The sequence below is a fragment of the Kordia jejudonensis genome (genome assembly GCF_001005315.1).
GTDB classification, from domain to species: Bacteria; Bacteroidota; Bacteroidia; order Flavobacteriales; family Flavobacteriaceae; genus Kordia; species Kordia jejudonensis.
Map to the genome: position 1 here is coordinate 66055 of NZ_LBMG01000031.1, position 15212 is coordinate 81266.

Here is a 15212-nt window from a genome sequence, read left to right on the forward strand (position 1 = left end):
AACTAGCTATATTTGTTTATAGTTCGTTAACAGATCAGATTGTAAAGAATTAATGAAAAAAGTCATTACATACATATTCGTCGTTTTTACTTTTTTTGCGTGTGAGGAAGCGCAACAAAATACGAGAGAAGAAGCTACGCAAAACAAAGAAGAATTTATAGCTAAAAATAAATTGAATATTCCTAAAAAAGGAAAACTCAAAGAACTCAACGCTACGCAAAAGAAATTAGTGCAAGACTGGATAGAGTTCAAAACCATCAATGAAAGTATGCGACTCGTCAATGCGAGTTCTCGGTTTGCTATTGTTGAAGATTTGGGACAATTGGCGGCAAATATTGAAGCCATTAAAGACAAACAATTTCCTGATGATTTGGACAAAACACAAATTCGTAGCAGGTTTTTAGTGCTCAAAACAAAAGCGCTAAAACTTCAAGATGATGCTGGCGATGAAGCCGTAACAAATGAAGACATTTCAAAGAAAATAGTAGAAATGAATCGGGTGTTTCATGCCATATGTTATCAAATACAAGAAGCTTCCGAAAAAGGCATTGATCCTAGAGAAATACTTGGCAATTCGTTACCCAAAGATTCTACGTTGGTTGAAAAACCTACTAAAGAAATCTTTAAATCTACCATCACTGAAAAGCCAAAAGTACAGCAGAAGCCGAAACCAAAGGCTAAAAAAGTATTGCAACAGCAAACAACATCCGAAGAAGAAAACGAGTAAAGTTTCATAATTATATATGTATTACTAGCGAACACAATCGCTCATAAACCAACACCTAACAAATGAAAAAATTACTGTTATTGCTCACTATTCTAGCAGTTACCGTTTCGTGCGATACTGAAAAAGCAAGAAAACAAGTTGATAGTTTTCGTGCAGAAAAAAGTAAAAAAGCAATCAATGAAGTCGTAGATGCTTGGCACAAAGCTGCTGCAGATGCAAATTTTGATGCATACTTTTCCAAAATGACCGATGATGCCATCTTTATTGGAACTGACGCTACCGAAAATTGGAAAAATGAAGATTTCAAAGACTTTTCAAAACCATATTTCGACAAAGGAAAAGCGTGGAGTTTTACGGCATTAGAACGAAACGTCTTCATTTCAGAATATGGAGATCTCGCTTGGTTTGATGAACTACTAGACACGCAAATGGAATTATGTAGAGGTTCTGGAGTACTCAAAAAAGTGAATGACACTTGGAAAATTTCACACTATGTACTTTCAATTGCCATTCCAAATGATAACGTTACGGAAGTAGTAAAACTCAAAAAAGAAAACGATTCTATCTTAAAAGCAAAGTATTAGAAATCTTAAATAAATGTTAATGTCGTAAATCTCAGTAACATAAATCGTGTTTATTCTACTAAATGATATAAATCTGAATTAAATCAATCAAAAATGAAGACAACTAGCTTAAAATTAGCACTTTGTATAACTGCAAGTGCTTTTCTTTTTTCTTGTGAGGGAGAAAAGAAAGAAGACACTAAAACTGCGGAAGTGGCAAAAGTGCCTGGAATCAATCTTGAATATATGGATACCTCAGTAAGTCCAAAAGATGATTTCTACACATATGTAAACGGAAAATGGATGGAAACTACTGAAATTCCAGAAGACAGAACTTCTTGGGGAGGATTTGGAGTATTGCGTAAAAAGACAGATGATGATGTATTAGCCATTTTAGACGAAGCAGGAAAAAGCGGGAAATATGCGTCAGATTCAGATCAAGCAAAAGCACTAATGATCTACAATACGATGTTAGATACCGTAGCCAGAAACAAAGCAGGAATAGCGCCAATACAGCCTGTACTTAAAGCCATCGCAGGAATCCAAAATATAAATGATATGCAAACTATTTTGGCAACAATGCCAATTGAAGTTTCAGCACCTTTTATGGGATTATCTGTATTCCCAAACTTATCTGACAGTAAAATGAATGCTCCGTATCTTACGGCTGGCGAATTAGGTTTGCCAGAAAGAGATTACTACCTAGAGCAAGATGAAAAATCAAAAGATATTAGAAAAAAGTATGTAGCACACATTACACGTATGTTACAATTTTTAGGCGATGATGAAGCCAAAGCTAGAAAAGACGCAGAAACCGTTTTAGCCTTAGAAACTAAATTAGCAAAACCACGTCTTAGCAAAGTAGAAAGCAGAGACATGCGTAAGATGAACAATCCAAAATCTATTACAGAATTAGGAGAAATGGTACCTGTAATTGACTGGAAAAAACTATTTACAGACTTAGGAACAAAAAAGTTTGAAACAGTGATTGTAACGCAACCAAAATACATGGCGGCACTACAAGAAATTTTTACAACTACCGATATTGAAGACATCAAAACATTGATGCGTTGGTCTACTTTAAATAGTGTGTCAGGACAACTAACCACTGATATTGACAATGCAAATTGGGAATTTTATGCAAAAGAACTAAATGGCGCAATAAAACAACGCGATCAGAAAGAAAGAGCATTAGTTGCGGTAAACGGAACAGTAGGAGAAGCAATTGGTCAGCTATATGTTGATGCTAAATTTCCACCAGAAGCAAAAGCGAAAGCCGAGAAAATGATTGCTAATGTTATTGAAGCGTATAAAACACGTATTCAAAATTTAGATTGGATGAGTGCAGACACGAAACTCAAAGCCATTGAAAAATTAGACAAATTCACTGTAAAAATTGGATATCCTGATTCATGGGAAGACTATTCAACAATGGCAGTAAAAGAAGGAAATTCATACTACCAAAATATGATTGCCGTTGGAAATTGGGGCTTAAAAAAGAATCTTGCAGAAATCAATGAGCCAGTTGATAAATCTAAATGGGAAATTTTGCCACAAACGGTAAATGCATATTTCCATCCTTTAAACAATGAAATCGTTTTCTCGGCTGCCATCTTACAACCACCTTTTTACAATTATGAAGCTGACGAAGCTGTCAACTATGGAGGAATTGGTGCTGTAATTGGACATGAAATTTCACATGCTTTTGATGACTCTGGAGCGCGTTTTGATGCAGACGGAAACCTTAAAAATTGGTGGTCAGATGCTGATTTAGAGCAATTCACTAAAAGAGGAGATGCATTGGCTGCTCAATTTAGTGCAATTGAAGTGTTAGACAGTCTGTACATCGATGGTAAATTTACGTTAGGTGAAAATATTGGCGATTTAGGTGGCGTTTTAGGTGCGTATGATGGATTGCAACGTCATATCAAAGAAAACGGACGACCTGATAAAATTGACGGATTTACAGCCGAACAACGTTTCTTCCTTTCTTGGGCAACCATCTGGAGAACAAAAATGAGAGATGAAGCATTGCGTACACGTATCAAAACAGATACACACTCACCAGGACAATACAGAGCATATGTGCCACTTCAAAATATCGATGCTTTCTACGAAGCATTTGATATCAAAGAAGGAGATGCAATGTACCTTGCTCCGGAAGATAGAGTTCGAATTTGGTAAAACAATCAAATGAATATATACGAAAGCCTGAATGAAAGTTCAGGCTTTTTTTATTATCATAAATCTTCTGAATTGTCACATCGAGCGCAGTCGAGATGCAATAAACAATCTCTTCTATCATCTAAATAAAAACTATAAACGAATCGTTTTCTTTACTAAAACAGCATCATTCAATACAAAAGGTCTTGGCATCATATTTTTTGATCGTTCTGGAATAGAAAACAACGAATTTGTCATTAAATCAAAAGAAGCTTCATAAATGATAAATTCAGGTTTTTCATTCGGTTTTACCGTAAAAGACAAGGTTAACGGCTCATTATCTGAAACATAATAACTCACCAAACGTCTACTGCGTAATCGTGGAATTTTATCAAAAGTAATTCCATTAACTTGTAATGTTTCCAAAGTTTTTCCTACACCAAAAACTTCCATACGATTCACGTTTCGTTGTGGTGTAATCTTTACATCAATATGTCTAAGGTTGTTATAAACAGTGTCTTTTGAAGTTTCTATCAAAGGCATCGGAATAGCTTTTACAGGCGCTTTTTGTGTGTATGTAAATCCAGCTTGATACTTACTGTCCATCACTTCTTTAGTATTGGACACATTAGTTTCATCTTTGATATAATTTTTGGTCCAACTATCTAATTTTAAATCATACGTGCTCCATGTTGCCGTATTTTTATCTGCATCTAATGTATATACCAAGCTATTTGGTTTTTGTCGTGTTTCTGAAAAACCAGCTGTTGAATGTGCAATGAAAAAAGTTACCAATGTTGCAAAAAAGAACACATACGACGTCCACTTTTTACGTTTGTACAGTCCAAAAATTGGCATGAGCAATCCAATAATTAATGTAATTAATAATCCAACGACGACAAGAATATCCAAGCCCAATCCGACAGGAAATAATTTAATAAAAGGTACTAAAATAAATACCGCAGGAATTCCTAAAAGTGTCAATATAATTGTAAATGGACGTTCTTTTTTCTTCACAATCAAACATACTAAAGACAGCAAACTAAATAGTATCGGAATCGTTATAAAACTGGCGCCGTCTAAATATAAAGCGGCAAGCAAAGCAATGACAATCCAAAAGAATAATGGCGCAATCGTTAAGTTCGCAGCTGTGTTATTTTTTCCTAATTTATGATAGGTGTAAAAAGCAATTCCTAAGGATAAAAAGGCAAACATATAAATATATGTATATCCGTTGTACGTAAATCCATGTTGAATTTCCGCATAATGTGGATACAACCAATTGATACACATCCAAATTAAAATGATTGCTACGCAACTAACCACAAGTGTTGCTAAAAATGGTAAAAATCCTTTCATCATTCCGTTTACGGACACTATTTTTTTCTTCAAACCATATATAATAATACCAATGAAGATAATTACAACCAATATAAACATTGGGAAAATCCAAGCATACGGATATGTGTGAAATCCGAAAGGTGTGTTGAAATAAATCAAATCTTCCGAAGTGGTCATTTGGGTTAAATCTTGTTTTGAAAAATAGTCTAGTAACGGCATCAAATACGTTCCTTGATGTGATAATGTATTGAAATCTAAATTTTTTACATTGTCATTTTGGGTGTGATAATCATAATGATCGTCAATAAATGCAAAGTTAAATCCTTGAATGTTTCCATCTTCCCTAAAAACTGTCAAATCTGTATCATTCGGAAGCATTTTATAAATACTATATGCCAACGAATTTCCAACAGGATATTGTGGATTAGCATCTTTAAACGCTTTGATAAGTTTGGCATTTCCATTATTTGTTTCCAAAAGCATGATACTTGGTCCGCCACTTCCACGCGCTTCAAAATTTAACACTAAACCAACATCTTTTGCCCAAGGATGTTCATTTACAAACAATTCGGCACCATTCAAACCTAATTCTTCTCCATCAGAAAGCAATAGAATAATATCGTTTTCAGGTTGTTCATTTTTGGCTAAGAAAGCACGAATTCCTTCTAAAATTGTAGCAACTCCACTTGCAGCATCACTTGCGCCAATAGCAGAATGTGGATCACTATCGTAATGTGACAATACTAAAAGTGCTTCCTTATTACTTTTTCCTTTAATTCGAGCTAAAACATTCTTAGGTTTGGAAATATTTCCCCAACTATCAAGCGTAAAACCTTCCTGAATTTCGGGTTGTAAACCTAGTTTTTTTAGTTCTTGAACAATATAATTTCGAACCTCTGCATGAGCTTTTGAACCTACATAATGCGGTTCTTTGGCAAGTTCATTTACATGTGCAAACGCACGAACGGTAGAAAATTCTGTTTCAGGAACTTTTTCTTCGGAAGTTTCTTGTGGCATTGCCATCTTAAAACTTAGGTAAACGGCTAAGGCTACCATTAAAAAAGAAAGAAACGTATAGCGAGGTTTTAATTGATTCATGAGGTTGCTAGTTAAGTTTTCTAAAAATAAGAAAAACTAAAGGATATTATGTAGATCTAAAAAATATTATCTACAAACAAGCATTAGCTACTGATATGAATTTCAAATAAAAACTATTATCCTTATTTTAGAGATTATAAACTTTTATAGTTGATTTTAAAAAAGATCAAATGGAATATAAAGAATTTTTGCCTAGTACCTATTTAGAAGAAATCATTCAGAATTACTGGGTTTTTAATGTGTTAGTGAATGAAAATGTAAGTTTTCCAGTTGCACATGAAACACTTCCTGAAAGTACTGTTTCTATTGTTTTTATTCAACAACCGTATTACAAAGGGATACGTATTTTAGGTCCACGTACTAAAAAATTTAATCAATCTATATTTCCTAATTCAATCTATTTTGGAATCAGATTACACCCTTGGTTAGCGATTACACCTGATATTTTTCATAAAAATGAAATCATAAATGAAACAATAGATGCTTCATCTTTAATTACAAATTATTTAGATATTGACAAAGATGTAGCGGAATATAGTTCTTCTCTTAATTTGGTTGAAAAAGACCTTTCTTTACTATTTGATACGCTGGTCATACAAAAAGACGATTTGGTCAAGTTTATATGTTTGGAGTTAACGCAAGGAATACCAATTCGCGTGATTATAGAAAAACTTCCATTCTCCGTTCGGGTTATTCAAAAACGGTTTAAAGCTGTAGTTGGAATTTCGATGAGACAATTTGCTAGCAATATAAAACAACGAAATTTATGGATAGATTTATTGGAAAATCAGAATAAAAAAACGGATGTTATCTATAAATATAACTACTTTGATCAATCACATTTTATAAATGAATTTAAAAGAAAAATGAAACGATCTGCATCAGATTACGAAGCGTATTTAAAAACGATTACTATTTCATTAGTGTAAAACTGACGCAACTTTACAATTTTATTTCCTTCCTTGATTTTATATTTACACAAATTCTAAAACATGAGAACACTACTTTTAATTTGTATTACGTTTATAAGCATTTCTTGTTTCGGGCAAGAAGTTGTTTCACAAGATTCTTTAACAACAATCGATCAACTAAGTTTTATGAAAGGAACTTGGAAAGGAGAAGGTTGGATTTATGTAAATAGAGTAAAAAAACAATTTACACAAACAGAAACCATAACGCCTAAAGTTGATAATACCTTGTTGATGATTGATGGTTTGGGCTACGATAAAGAGGAAAAAAGCAAAGTAATCCATAATGCCTTTGGTGTGATCTCTTATAGCAAAGAAAAGCAGGCAATGACAATGATTTCTTTTTCTTCTACAGGAGGAAAAATGGAAAACCAGATGAAACTTATTGGAGATAAAAAAATAGAATGGTCATTTAAAAATGAGCAAGGCGGCACCATTCGGTTTAGAGAAGATTTTTCAGAAGAAGGTGTTTGGCTTGAAAAAGGAGAATATTCGGCAGATGGTAAAAATTGGTTTCCTTTTTTTGAGATGCGATTGGAAAAACAAGCAGAATAATTATGTTAGAAAACAGCTACGTATTATACACTTGAAAAATAACTTCAAAATAGATTTGTGTTAACTAATTAAAAATGAGTAACTTTAGTAAAGACTAAATCGTAGAAATTATGGGTATTAAAAGTTTTCAAGGTGCGCGAAAAGAACAAACAAATAATGTAAATAAAGCAGAAGCATTTAAAGTAAGTGATTATATGACTAGAAATTTAATCACATTTCAACCGCAGCAAACTGTGGAAGAAGTCATTCAAAAGTTAATTCAACATAAAATTTCTGGCGGTCCTGTCGTCAATGAAAAAAATGAATTGATCGGAATTATTTCTGAGGGCGATTGCATCAAGCAAATTTCGGATAGTCGTTATTATAACATGCCTTTTGAGCACAATACCATTGAAGCACACATGGCAAAAGATGTGGAAACTATTGATGGAAATTTGGATATTTTTGATGCTGCAAATAAATTTATTCAATCCAAAAGAAGGCGTTTTCCAATTGTTGAAAACGGAAAATTGGTTGGACAAATAAGTCAAAAAGACATCTTAAAAGCTGCAATGAAGCTCAAAGGACAAAACTGGAAATAATTTACAAACGTCTATCTACTCGTTTCATGGCTTTTGGAGCATCCGTTACGAGTAGTTTTTGTTCTTTTGTACCTGTTAATGTCAAAATTCTTGAATCAGAATAACCATCGGAAGGAATATCAACAGTTTTCCATTTTCCAATTCCCATCACGGCAATTTCTTCATCCAGTTCAATAATACTTTCCTTGTAACGAAGCGTTCTGTTCATTCCTAAAAACCCAGTACTTTTCTTTCCATGCGATGCTAAATAGCGTTCTATTTCAGGTGTAGTTTTTTTAAAAGTACCAGAACTTGAAGAATGATCGGTAACTAAGTAAATCCGCTTACTATTTGGAACTTGTTTTTGAATATGTACAATGGCATGCTCCGTTCCTGTGCTGATGAAAAAATCATAATAACGAACATCATCGACAATAGTGCGCCAATGTTTTCCTCTTTTTTCTTCAATTTTTACATCATAATATACACATTCGCGTTTACTTAAAGGAGCTATTAAAGGCTGACCAGCATGTTTGGCTTTTCCAACAATCTTTACATATTCGTTTTCGCGTGCGCTACCAATTTGTTTTCTCCGTACTTTTTTCAATTCGCGTAAAATACGATACTTATCACTAAAATAAATTCCAGTAAAAATTAATACGGCAACACCAATAATAATGAGTCCAGGAACTAAAAATTCAGAAAAATCCATATAAAATTAATTCGTTTGTAATTTCTTTTTTTCTTCTGCTTCTAGTTTTTTTACCGCTTCTTGCATTTCTTTCATCTTCGCATCCATTTCTTTTTTTCGAGCATTAAAGGCAGAATCCCGCTTTTGTTGTGCTAATTCTTGTTGTGCTTTATAGGCAGCTTCACGTTGCTGTTTTTGCACATTTTGATAAATTTCTTGATTGATTTGTTGCGAAGCTTTTTGCGTTTCTTCTCGTTCATACTTGCGATACAACCGAATGCTAACCAACGCTAAAACTAAAAGAACACCAATAATGACACGACCTTTTTTCATACTATGCTTCTTTTTTTACTAATAAATAATAATCATTATCTAGTGATAAATAACCTTGGTCGTACACATAAAAATAGGTGGTGCCAGCTTTTGTAATATAGATAGAAGTAAAGTAACTAAAATCAAATCCTTTTTCCAAAAGTTTCGCTTTAATCGTTTTTGTTTTTTGATGTATATTCAGGTTTTCTAAAATGCGCCAATTTTTTCGAAGCCGATTATTTACATTCCGAATTAAATTCTTTCCATCTTTATTAAGTCGATTATTATATGCATTCCGACAATAATCGTTGCAAAATTTCTTATCGATTCTGCCTTTAAAACTATCGCCACATTCCAAACAATTTTGCTTCATAACTATTCAGGTTTTGAAATGGCATACCAACGGAGTTCCATTTTGTAAGGTGCATAATAAAAATCTTCTACATACGTCAGTCCAATCTTTAACAATACGTTGTGCGAAGCTTCATTGCCTTTTTCGGTAATACCGTATACTGTATCAAGTTTTAAGCCGTTCCAAGCGTATTGTAAACATGCTTTTGAAGCTTCTGTGGCGTAGCCTTTTCCCCAAAATTCAGGTCGTAATCGATACCCAATATCATGAAAATTTGTATGATTATTAAAGGCGTAATCGGTGTACAAACGCAAGCCACACCAACCGATAAAATCGCCAGTTTCTTTAAGTTCAACAGCCCAACGTCCAATGCCACGTTCTGCATATTGTGTATTGACATCTTTAATATAGTACAAGGCTTCTTCTTTATGTGTGATTGGCGTATTGCCTAAATATGTATGTACTCTTGGGTCGGAATCGAGCGCAAACATACCATCCAAATCGTTTTCTGATAAAGCGCGAATGCGAAGTCGTTCAGTTTCAATATGTATATCCATGAATTTTGAATTTGGTTACAAAGTATTAAATAAGAATGATTTAAGAAAAAGAATTATACAAGCGTAGAAAAATAGCAATAAGCGTTGATTTTTCCGTTTGCAAACGCTTACAAATGTTTGTAAACGAAAGCAAATGCTTTAAAACCGAATAAAATTTGTGAGCCGATTCATATTTGCACTGTCGAACACTAAAGCAATTCGATATCAATTACACATAAAATTTAAAACATACATTATGAACACACTTAGAAACAAAGTACAGTTAATTGGAAACTTAGGAAACGATCCAGAAATCATCACCTTAGAAGACGGAAAGAAATTAGCAAAATTTTCTATTGCTACGAATGAAACCTATAAAAACGCACAAGGCGAAAAAATTGAAAATGTTTTTTGGCACAACCTAGTTGCGTGGAACAAAGTGGCTGAACTTGCAGAAAAATATTTAGTAAAGGGCAAAGAAATTGCCATTGAAGGAAAATTGACGAATCGTTCGTATGAAACCAAAGAAGGCGAAAAACGGTATGTTACGGAAGTTGTAGTAAATGATTTATTAATGCTGGGGAAATAGGTTCTTTGAATCTAATGTGGGTCTGTAAGGCGACCGATTCTTTGGAATTGGTCGCTGATTTACAGATATAGAATTAAGATTACTTTTCGTCTTTTTTGTTGTCTATTGTATCTTTTTTAGTGATCACAGGTTGTGTTTTTTCCTTTTTCTCTAAACTAAAAGCATTGGCAACATCAACACTTTCAGCATCAAACTCTAAATAAAAACCATGTAAATTTTTAGCTTCATTCATAATATTCGAGTGCAACTTACCAAAGCTGATAGAATCACCTTCTGTAGTTAACGAAGTCGCACAAAAATTGATTAATTTCTTTTGTAAATTATCGTAATCAATATATGCATTTGCATTCTGATCAATACTAATTTTTTGTTCAAAAGTACTCAACGATAATCCGAAGAAAGAAGTAAAAGCAGTACACACTAAAAATGATACTTTAACAAGATGCGCGGTATTTTTCCAACCTTCTTGTGTAATTAAAAATAACGCCAATGCTGATAAAATGGAAAATACTAAAAATAAGGTCGAAGAAGTAAAATGATACTCATATAACTTTAAAAAGGTAATTTCATGTTGTTCTTTATATTTCTGTAATGTACTATTAAGTATAATCAAATTTTGAGACTGTTTCTCAGTAATATTAATACAGTCTTTAATTCCTTGTTTCGAATGAAGCATGCTTACTTCATTCATAGGTTTCATAAGTTCTTTTCCTTCATCTTCTGCATGACTTTTTAAAAAGAAAATTGCAATGGCTGTTAAAGCAACCATGGTAAGAATTAAAAATACAGTTTCTTTCAGTTGTTTCTTTTTTGAAACTTGTAGATCAGTTTCCATAATAGAGCGGTATTAGTTTTCACGACTAAAGTTAGGAAAAAGATTGGAAATAGTGTTAAACAAGATATTTGATCCTATTTTAGTTTCATTCAACTGGCACTCTAATTTTTGTAGTATTGACTTGCATTCTCTTTTTATTAAGTGTAATTTTTATAGGATCTTTACGTTCTTTTTGATATTCTTTATTTTCATAAACCTTAATTTCTTTAATGACTACAATTTTAATATTTACATTTATACCCAAACTAAAATTATCGTTATTTAAACCAATATAGAAGGTTCCTGAATTTAGATTTGTGTTTTTTCCATAAGCAGCAATTCCTTTTCCTTGATTAAATACTGAAAACCTTTGCCCGCTTTCAAATAATACTACATTTTCATAGTTTGGAATGAACCAAAAAGATACATCTTCCCCTATATTTGGTAGTAATAATTCAGATATGGCGCCAACTGCGACACCTCCAATCGGACTAGTGTAGAAGCTAGCTACACCTTTAGCCAAAGTAGTTATTGCATCAACATTTCTAGTATAAGCTTCGTTAGCTTCTTCTCCAACACCAATCCAATACGCCCATGCAATTATCTTTTCTTCTCTTAAATCGGTTGATGTTAAGTAGGGTAAATCAACCCTAACACTTGTGGAATTACTATTATCTAAATTAGTTTGAGAATGCACTCTTTCTGATCTGTTCATTATTAATTCTTCTTCTTTTTTAGATGCCACTAATTCTCTTCTTCGTTCAATATATTTTACAATATCATATCCTGTGATACTGTCAATTGTATAAGGAATATATGTAGTGTCTTTTTGTACCTCCCATTTCCAATTAGTATTAAAATCCTTAGTACTTTCTGGTCCAGGAATTCGATGAATTTTAATTTTGCATACACGTCTCGTTAAAGAAGAGCTAAAAAAGCGAAATTTATAAATACCTTTATTTCTAATCGAAACTTGTTTTTCATTTAACTCACGTACTTTAAAATCTGAAAAAATGGAATTTGATGGTAACTCAATAATTTCTACTTCTTTAATATGTTTTCCTTTAACCATTTCTAAACTAATGGTAATTTGATCGCCTTCGGCAAAACTAAAAAAGAGTTCCTTTGTCTGCTGAAAATCTAAAATTATGGTCGATTCATTTACAAGGATTGATTCTGAGGAAGCAGATAAATAATGAGAAATAAATACAATAATGAAAAGGGTAAAAGTTTTTTTCAAAATAATGGTTTTTAATTTTTTGGCTAAATAAAGATGTATTTATATAAAACAATTACGGTTTACCGTAATATTTAAAAAAAATAATGCTCTAATAAATTTAAATTACAGCGTATGACAAAAAACAAGTCATGACAAATATCATATTTTAAAACTACTCAATTCATAATATTTGTGTTAGGTATAAATGAGCAATATTATGAACAAAGAAACTACATGTTTCCATTGTGGCGATACGTGTGTGGAAGAAATCATACAACTAGAAGAAAAATCATTCTGTTGTTATGGTTGTAAAACGGTATATGAATTATTTTCAGAAAATGATTTATCATGTTACTATGATTTGCAAGCTTCTCCAGGAGCAATTCCAACAGAAATAAAAGGGAAATACGATTTTCTATCAGCGCAAAATATCATTGATAAATTATTAGAATTTAATGATGATACAACGCAAATTGTCACTTTGTACATTCCGCATATTCACTGTAGTTCCTGTATTTGGATTCTTGAAAATTTGCACAAACTCAAACCTGAGATTTCAGCTTCACAAGTGAATTTTGGCAAAAAAACAGTTCGAATTACCTACAATGCAAAATCCTTTTCATTAAAAGAAGTAGTTATTTTATTAAGTCAAATAGGATATGAACCTTATATCAGTTTAGAAGATTATTCAGCAGGGAAAAATAAAGTGAATCGCAGCTTAATTTATAAATTAGGAATTGCAGGATTTGCCTTTGGAAACGTCATGTTTTTATCCTTTCCTGAATATTTTCAAGTTAGCGGATTTTGGATAGAACAATACAAACCTGTCTTTCGTTGGTTGATGTTTGTCTTTTCGCTTCCAGTTGTTTTTTATGCCGCACAAGACTATTTTGTGTCAGCATATAAAGGTTTACGAGCCAAATTACTAAACATAGATGTGCCAGTTGCCTTAGGTATTTTAGTATTATTTGTCAGAAGTTCGATAGAAATTCTGTTTGATCTTGGCTCAGGTTTCTTTGATAGTCTTACAGGATTGGTTTTTTTCTTGTTACTAGGTAAATTCTTCCAGCAAAAAACATACACTTTTCTATCATTTGAACGCGATTACAAATCATACTTTCCTATTGCAGTTACAAAAATTGAAAACAGAATTGAAACTCCATTACAAGTGTACGATATTGAAAAAGGCGATCGTTTACTCATTCGAAATGAAGAATTGATTCCTGTCGACGGAATTCTACTCAATGGAAATGCGCAAATAGATTATAGTTTTGTCACAGGAGAATCAGAAACGGTGCAAAAACAATCAGGTGATAAAATATTTGCAGGCGGAAAACAAACGGCTGGTGTCATAGAAATGGAAGCAATCAAATCGGTAGAACAAAGTTACCTAACACAATTGTGGAGCAATGCCATTTTTGATAAAAACAAAGAAGAAGGTTTTACAACGCTAACAAATACGATCAGCAAACATTTTACACTTACGGTGTTAACCATTGCCTTTGTTGCAACGGCTTTTTGGCTGTATTACGATCCTAGTAAAGCGATGAATGTATTTACTGCGGTGTTAATTATCGCCTGTCCATGTGCAATTGCTTTAGCTGCACCATTCACCTTTGGAAACCTATTACGCATCTTTGGGAAGTTGAAATTCTATGTAAAAAATGCCAGTGTTATAGAACAATTAGCGGCAATCAATACCATAATTTTTGATAAAACAGGCACCATAACGTCCAATCAAAAAAGTACAGCAAGTTATGACGGCGAAGTGTTGACAAGTGCAGAAACTATAGTATTAAAAAACACATTACGTGGTTCCAATCATCCGTTGAGTAGAACACTATACAACATTCTGGATGAACATAATATTGTAACGTTAGATCATTTTGAAGAACACTTAGGAAAAGGAATGACCGCAAGTTATCATGATACAAACATCAAAGTTGGAGCGGCAACATTTGTAGGTCATACAGAAGAAACAGGCGTGTTAAATACAACGGTTCATATTAGCGCAAATGATTCATACAGAGGAAAATATACATTTTACAATTCGTATCGAAAAGGATTGTCAAAACTATTTAATAATCTAAAACAAACCTACGATTTAGCGATCCTTTCGGGAGATAATGAAGGCGAACGCGAAAACTTAAAAAAACTATTGCCTGCAAAAACAAAACTCATCTTCAATCAAAAACCAGATGACAAATTAGAATATATCAAATATCATCAAAATGAAGGTGCAAAAGTACTCATGGTAGGCGATGGTTTAAATGACGCTGGAGCCTTAGCACAAAGTGATGTCGGAATCGCATTATCAGAAAATGTTAATGTATTTTCTCCTGCTTGTGACGCTATTTTAGATGCTTCAAAATTTAATCAATTAGACAATTACATTAAGGCTTCAAAATCTGCCATAAAAATCATCAAATGGAGTTTTGTGCTTTCGTTTATTTACAACACTATCGGATTGTATTTTGCAATCACGGGACAATTAGCGCCAGTCATTGCGGCAATTTTAATGCCGTTGAGTTCTATCAGTATTGTAATATTTACGACCATTTGCACGTCATTTCTAGGAAGAAAGCTTACGTAAATTGAACACTGAGTTGAGTCGAAGTGTTAAAGACAATCAGTTCCTAATCATAATAAATGTCTAGTCGAGACTCAATACAAGTAATACGTTAACTAACTTATCGACTGCGCTCGAAGTTGTAAAGGTTAAGT

At 33.0% G+C, this 15212-nt stretch carries 15 protein-coding genes; 8 read left to right on the forward strand and 7 right to left on the reverse strand.

All coding sequences use genetic code 11. The features are described from left to right. Window positions 1-52: 52 nt before the first annotated feature. The 3 genes from AA089_RS15405 (at window position 53) to AA089_RS15415 (ending at window position 3474) form a co-directional block, all read left to right on the forward strand. Window positions 53-727, forward strand: coding sequence for a hypothetical protein (locus AA089_RS15405; protein ID WP_046757870.1), 675 nt, complete (start codon window positions 53-55; stop codon window positions 725-727). Window positions 728-789: 62 nt separating this feature from the next. Continuing rightward, the gene (locus AA089_RS15410; protein ID WP_046757871.1) at window positions 790-1311 is read left to right on the forward strand and encodes a nuclear transport factor 2 family protein; all 522 of its coding nucleotides are present in this window, start codon (window positions 790-792) and stop codon (window positions 1309-1311) included. Between the two features lie 93 nt (window positions 1312-1404). Next, window positions 1405-3474, forward strand: coding sequence for a M13 family metallopeptidase (locus AA089_RS15415; protein ID WP_046757872.1), 2070 nt, complete (start codon window positions 1405-1407; stop codon window positions 3472-3474). A 132-nt stretch (window positions 3475-3606) separates the two neighbouring features. Here AA089_RS15415 and AA089_RS15420 read toward each other — a convergent pair whose 3' ends face one another. Continuing rightward, window positions 3607-5892, reverse strand: coding sequence for a M28 family peptidase (locus tag AA089_RS15420; RefSeq protein WP_046757873.1), 2286 nt, complete (start codon window positions 5890-5892; stop codon window positions 3607-3609). Window positions 5893-6062: 170 nt separating this feature from the next. On the opposite strand from AA089_RS15420, the gene AA089_RS15425 reads away from it, so the two are divergent. The 3 genes from AA089_RS15425 to AA089_RS15435 all read left to right on the forward strand — a co-directional run bounded on the left by AA089_RS15425 (window position 6063) and on the right by AA089_RS15435 (window position 7996). After that, window positions 6063-6821, forward strand: a complete 759-nt coding sequence (locus AA089_RS15425) for a helix-turn-helix transcriptional regulator (RefSeq protein ID WP_046757874.1) — start codon at window positions 6063-6065, stop codon at window positions 6819-6821. Between the two features lie 63 nt (window positions 6822-6884). Next, complete coding sequence (locus AA089_RS15430) at window positions 6885-7415, forward strand: hypothetical protein (RefSeq protein WP_046757875.1); 531 nt, start codon at window positions 6885-6887, stop codon at window positions 7413-7415. Window positions 7416-7525: 110 nt separating this feature from the next. Next, window positions 7526-7996, forward strand: coding sequence for a CBS domain-containing protein (locus AA089_RS15435; RefSeq protein ID WP_046757876.1), 471 nt, complete (start codon window positions 7526-7528; stop codon window positions 7994-7996). Between the two features lies 1 nt (window position 7997). Here AA089_RS15435 and AA089_RS15440 read toward each other — a convergent pair whose 3' ends face one another. From AA089_RS15440 to AA089_RS15455, 4 genes are read right to left on the reverse strand one after another with little or no spacing between them, the layout of a single operon-like run. After that, window positions 7998-8687 (reverse strand): hypothetical protein, encoded by a 690-nt coding sequence (locus AA089_RS15440; protein ID WP_046757877.1) that lies wholly within the window; start codon window positions 8685-8687, stop codon window positions 7998-8000. Window positions 8688-8693: 6 nt separating this feature from the next. Beyond that, window positions 8694-8999: a hypothetical protein gene (locus AA089_RS15445; RefSeq protein WP_046757878.1), complete on the reverse strand. Its 306-nt coding sequence runs from the start codon at window positions 8997-8999 to the stop codon at window positions 8694-8696. A gap of 1 nt (window position 9000) precedes the next feature. Further along, window positions 9001-9351, reverse strand: coding sequence for a hypothetical protein (locus AA089_RS15450; protein ID WP_046757879.1), 351 nt, complete (start codon window positions 9349-9351; stop codon window positions 9001-9003). A 2-nt stretch (window positions 9352-9353) separates the two neighbouring features. Beyond that, window positions 9354-9887, reverse strand: a complete 534-nt coding sequence (locus AA089_RS15455; RefSeq protein ID WP_046757880.1) for a GNAT family N-acetyltransferase — start codon at window positions 9885-9887, stop codon at window positions 9354-9356. A gap of 235 nt (window positions 9888-10122) precedes the next feature. On the opposite strand from AA089_RS15455, the gene AA089_RS15460 reads away from it, so the two are divergent. Next, window positions 10123-10455 (forward strand): single-stranded DNA-binding protein, encoded by a 333-nt coding sequence (locus AA089_RS15460; RefSeq protein WP_046757881.1) that lies wholly within the window; start codon window positions 10123-10125, stop codon window positions 10453-10455. Between the two features lie 79 nt (window positions 10456-10534). On the opposite strand, the gene AA089_RS15465 is transcribed toward AA089_RS15460, so the two are convergent. Together AA089_RS15465 and AA089_RS15470 are read right to left on the reverse strand one after the other, a co-directional pair. Next, a complete protein-coding gene (locus tag AA089_RS15465) occupies window positions 10535-11290 on the reverse strand; it encodes a hypothetical protein (RefSeq protein WP_046757882.1) in 756 nt (251 codons plus the stop codon). 85 nt (window positions 11291-11375) lie between these two features. After that, window positions 11376-12509, reverse strand: coding sequence for a hypothetical protein (locus tag AA089_RS15470; protein ID WP_046757883.1), 1134 nt, complete (start codon window positions 12507-12509; stop codon window positions 11376-11378). A 196-nt stretch (window positions 12510-12705) separates the two neighbouring features. Here AA089_RS15470 and AA089_RS15475 point away from each other — a divergent pair, with 196 nt between their 5' ends. Next, complete coding sequence (locus AA089_RS15475) at window positions 12706-15081, forward strand: heavy metal translocating P-type ATPase (protein WP_046757890.1); 2376 nt, start codon at window positions 12706-12708, stop codon at window positions 15079-15081. The last annotated feature ends 131 nt before the right edge of the window (window positions 15082-15212 follow it).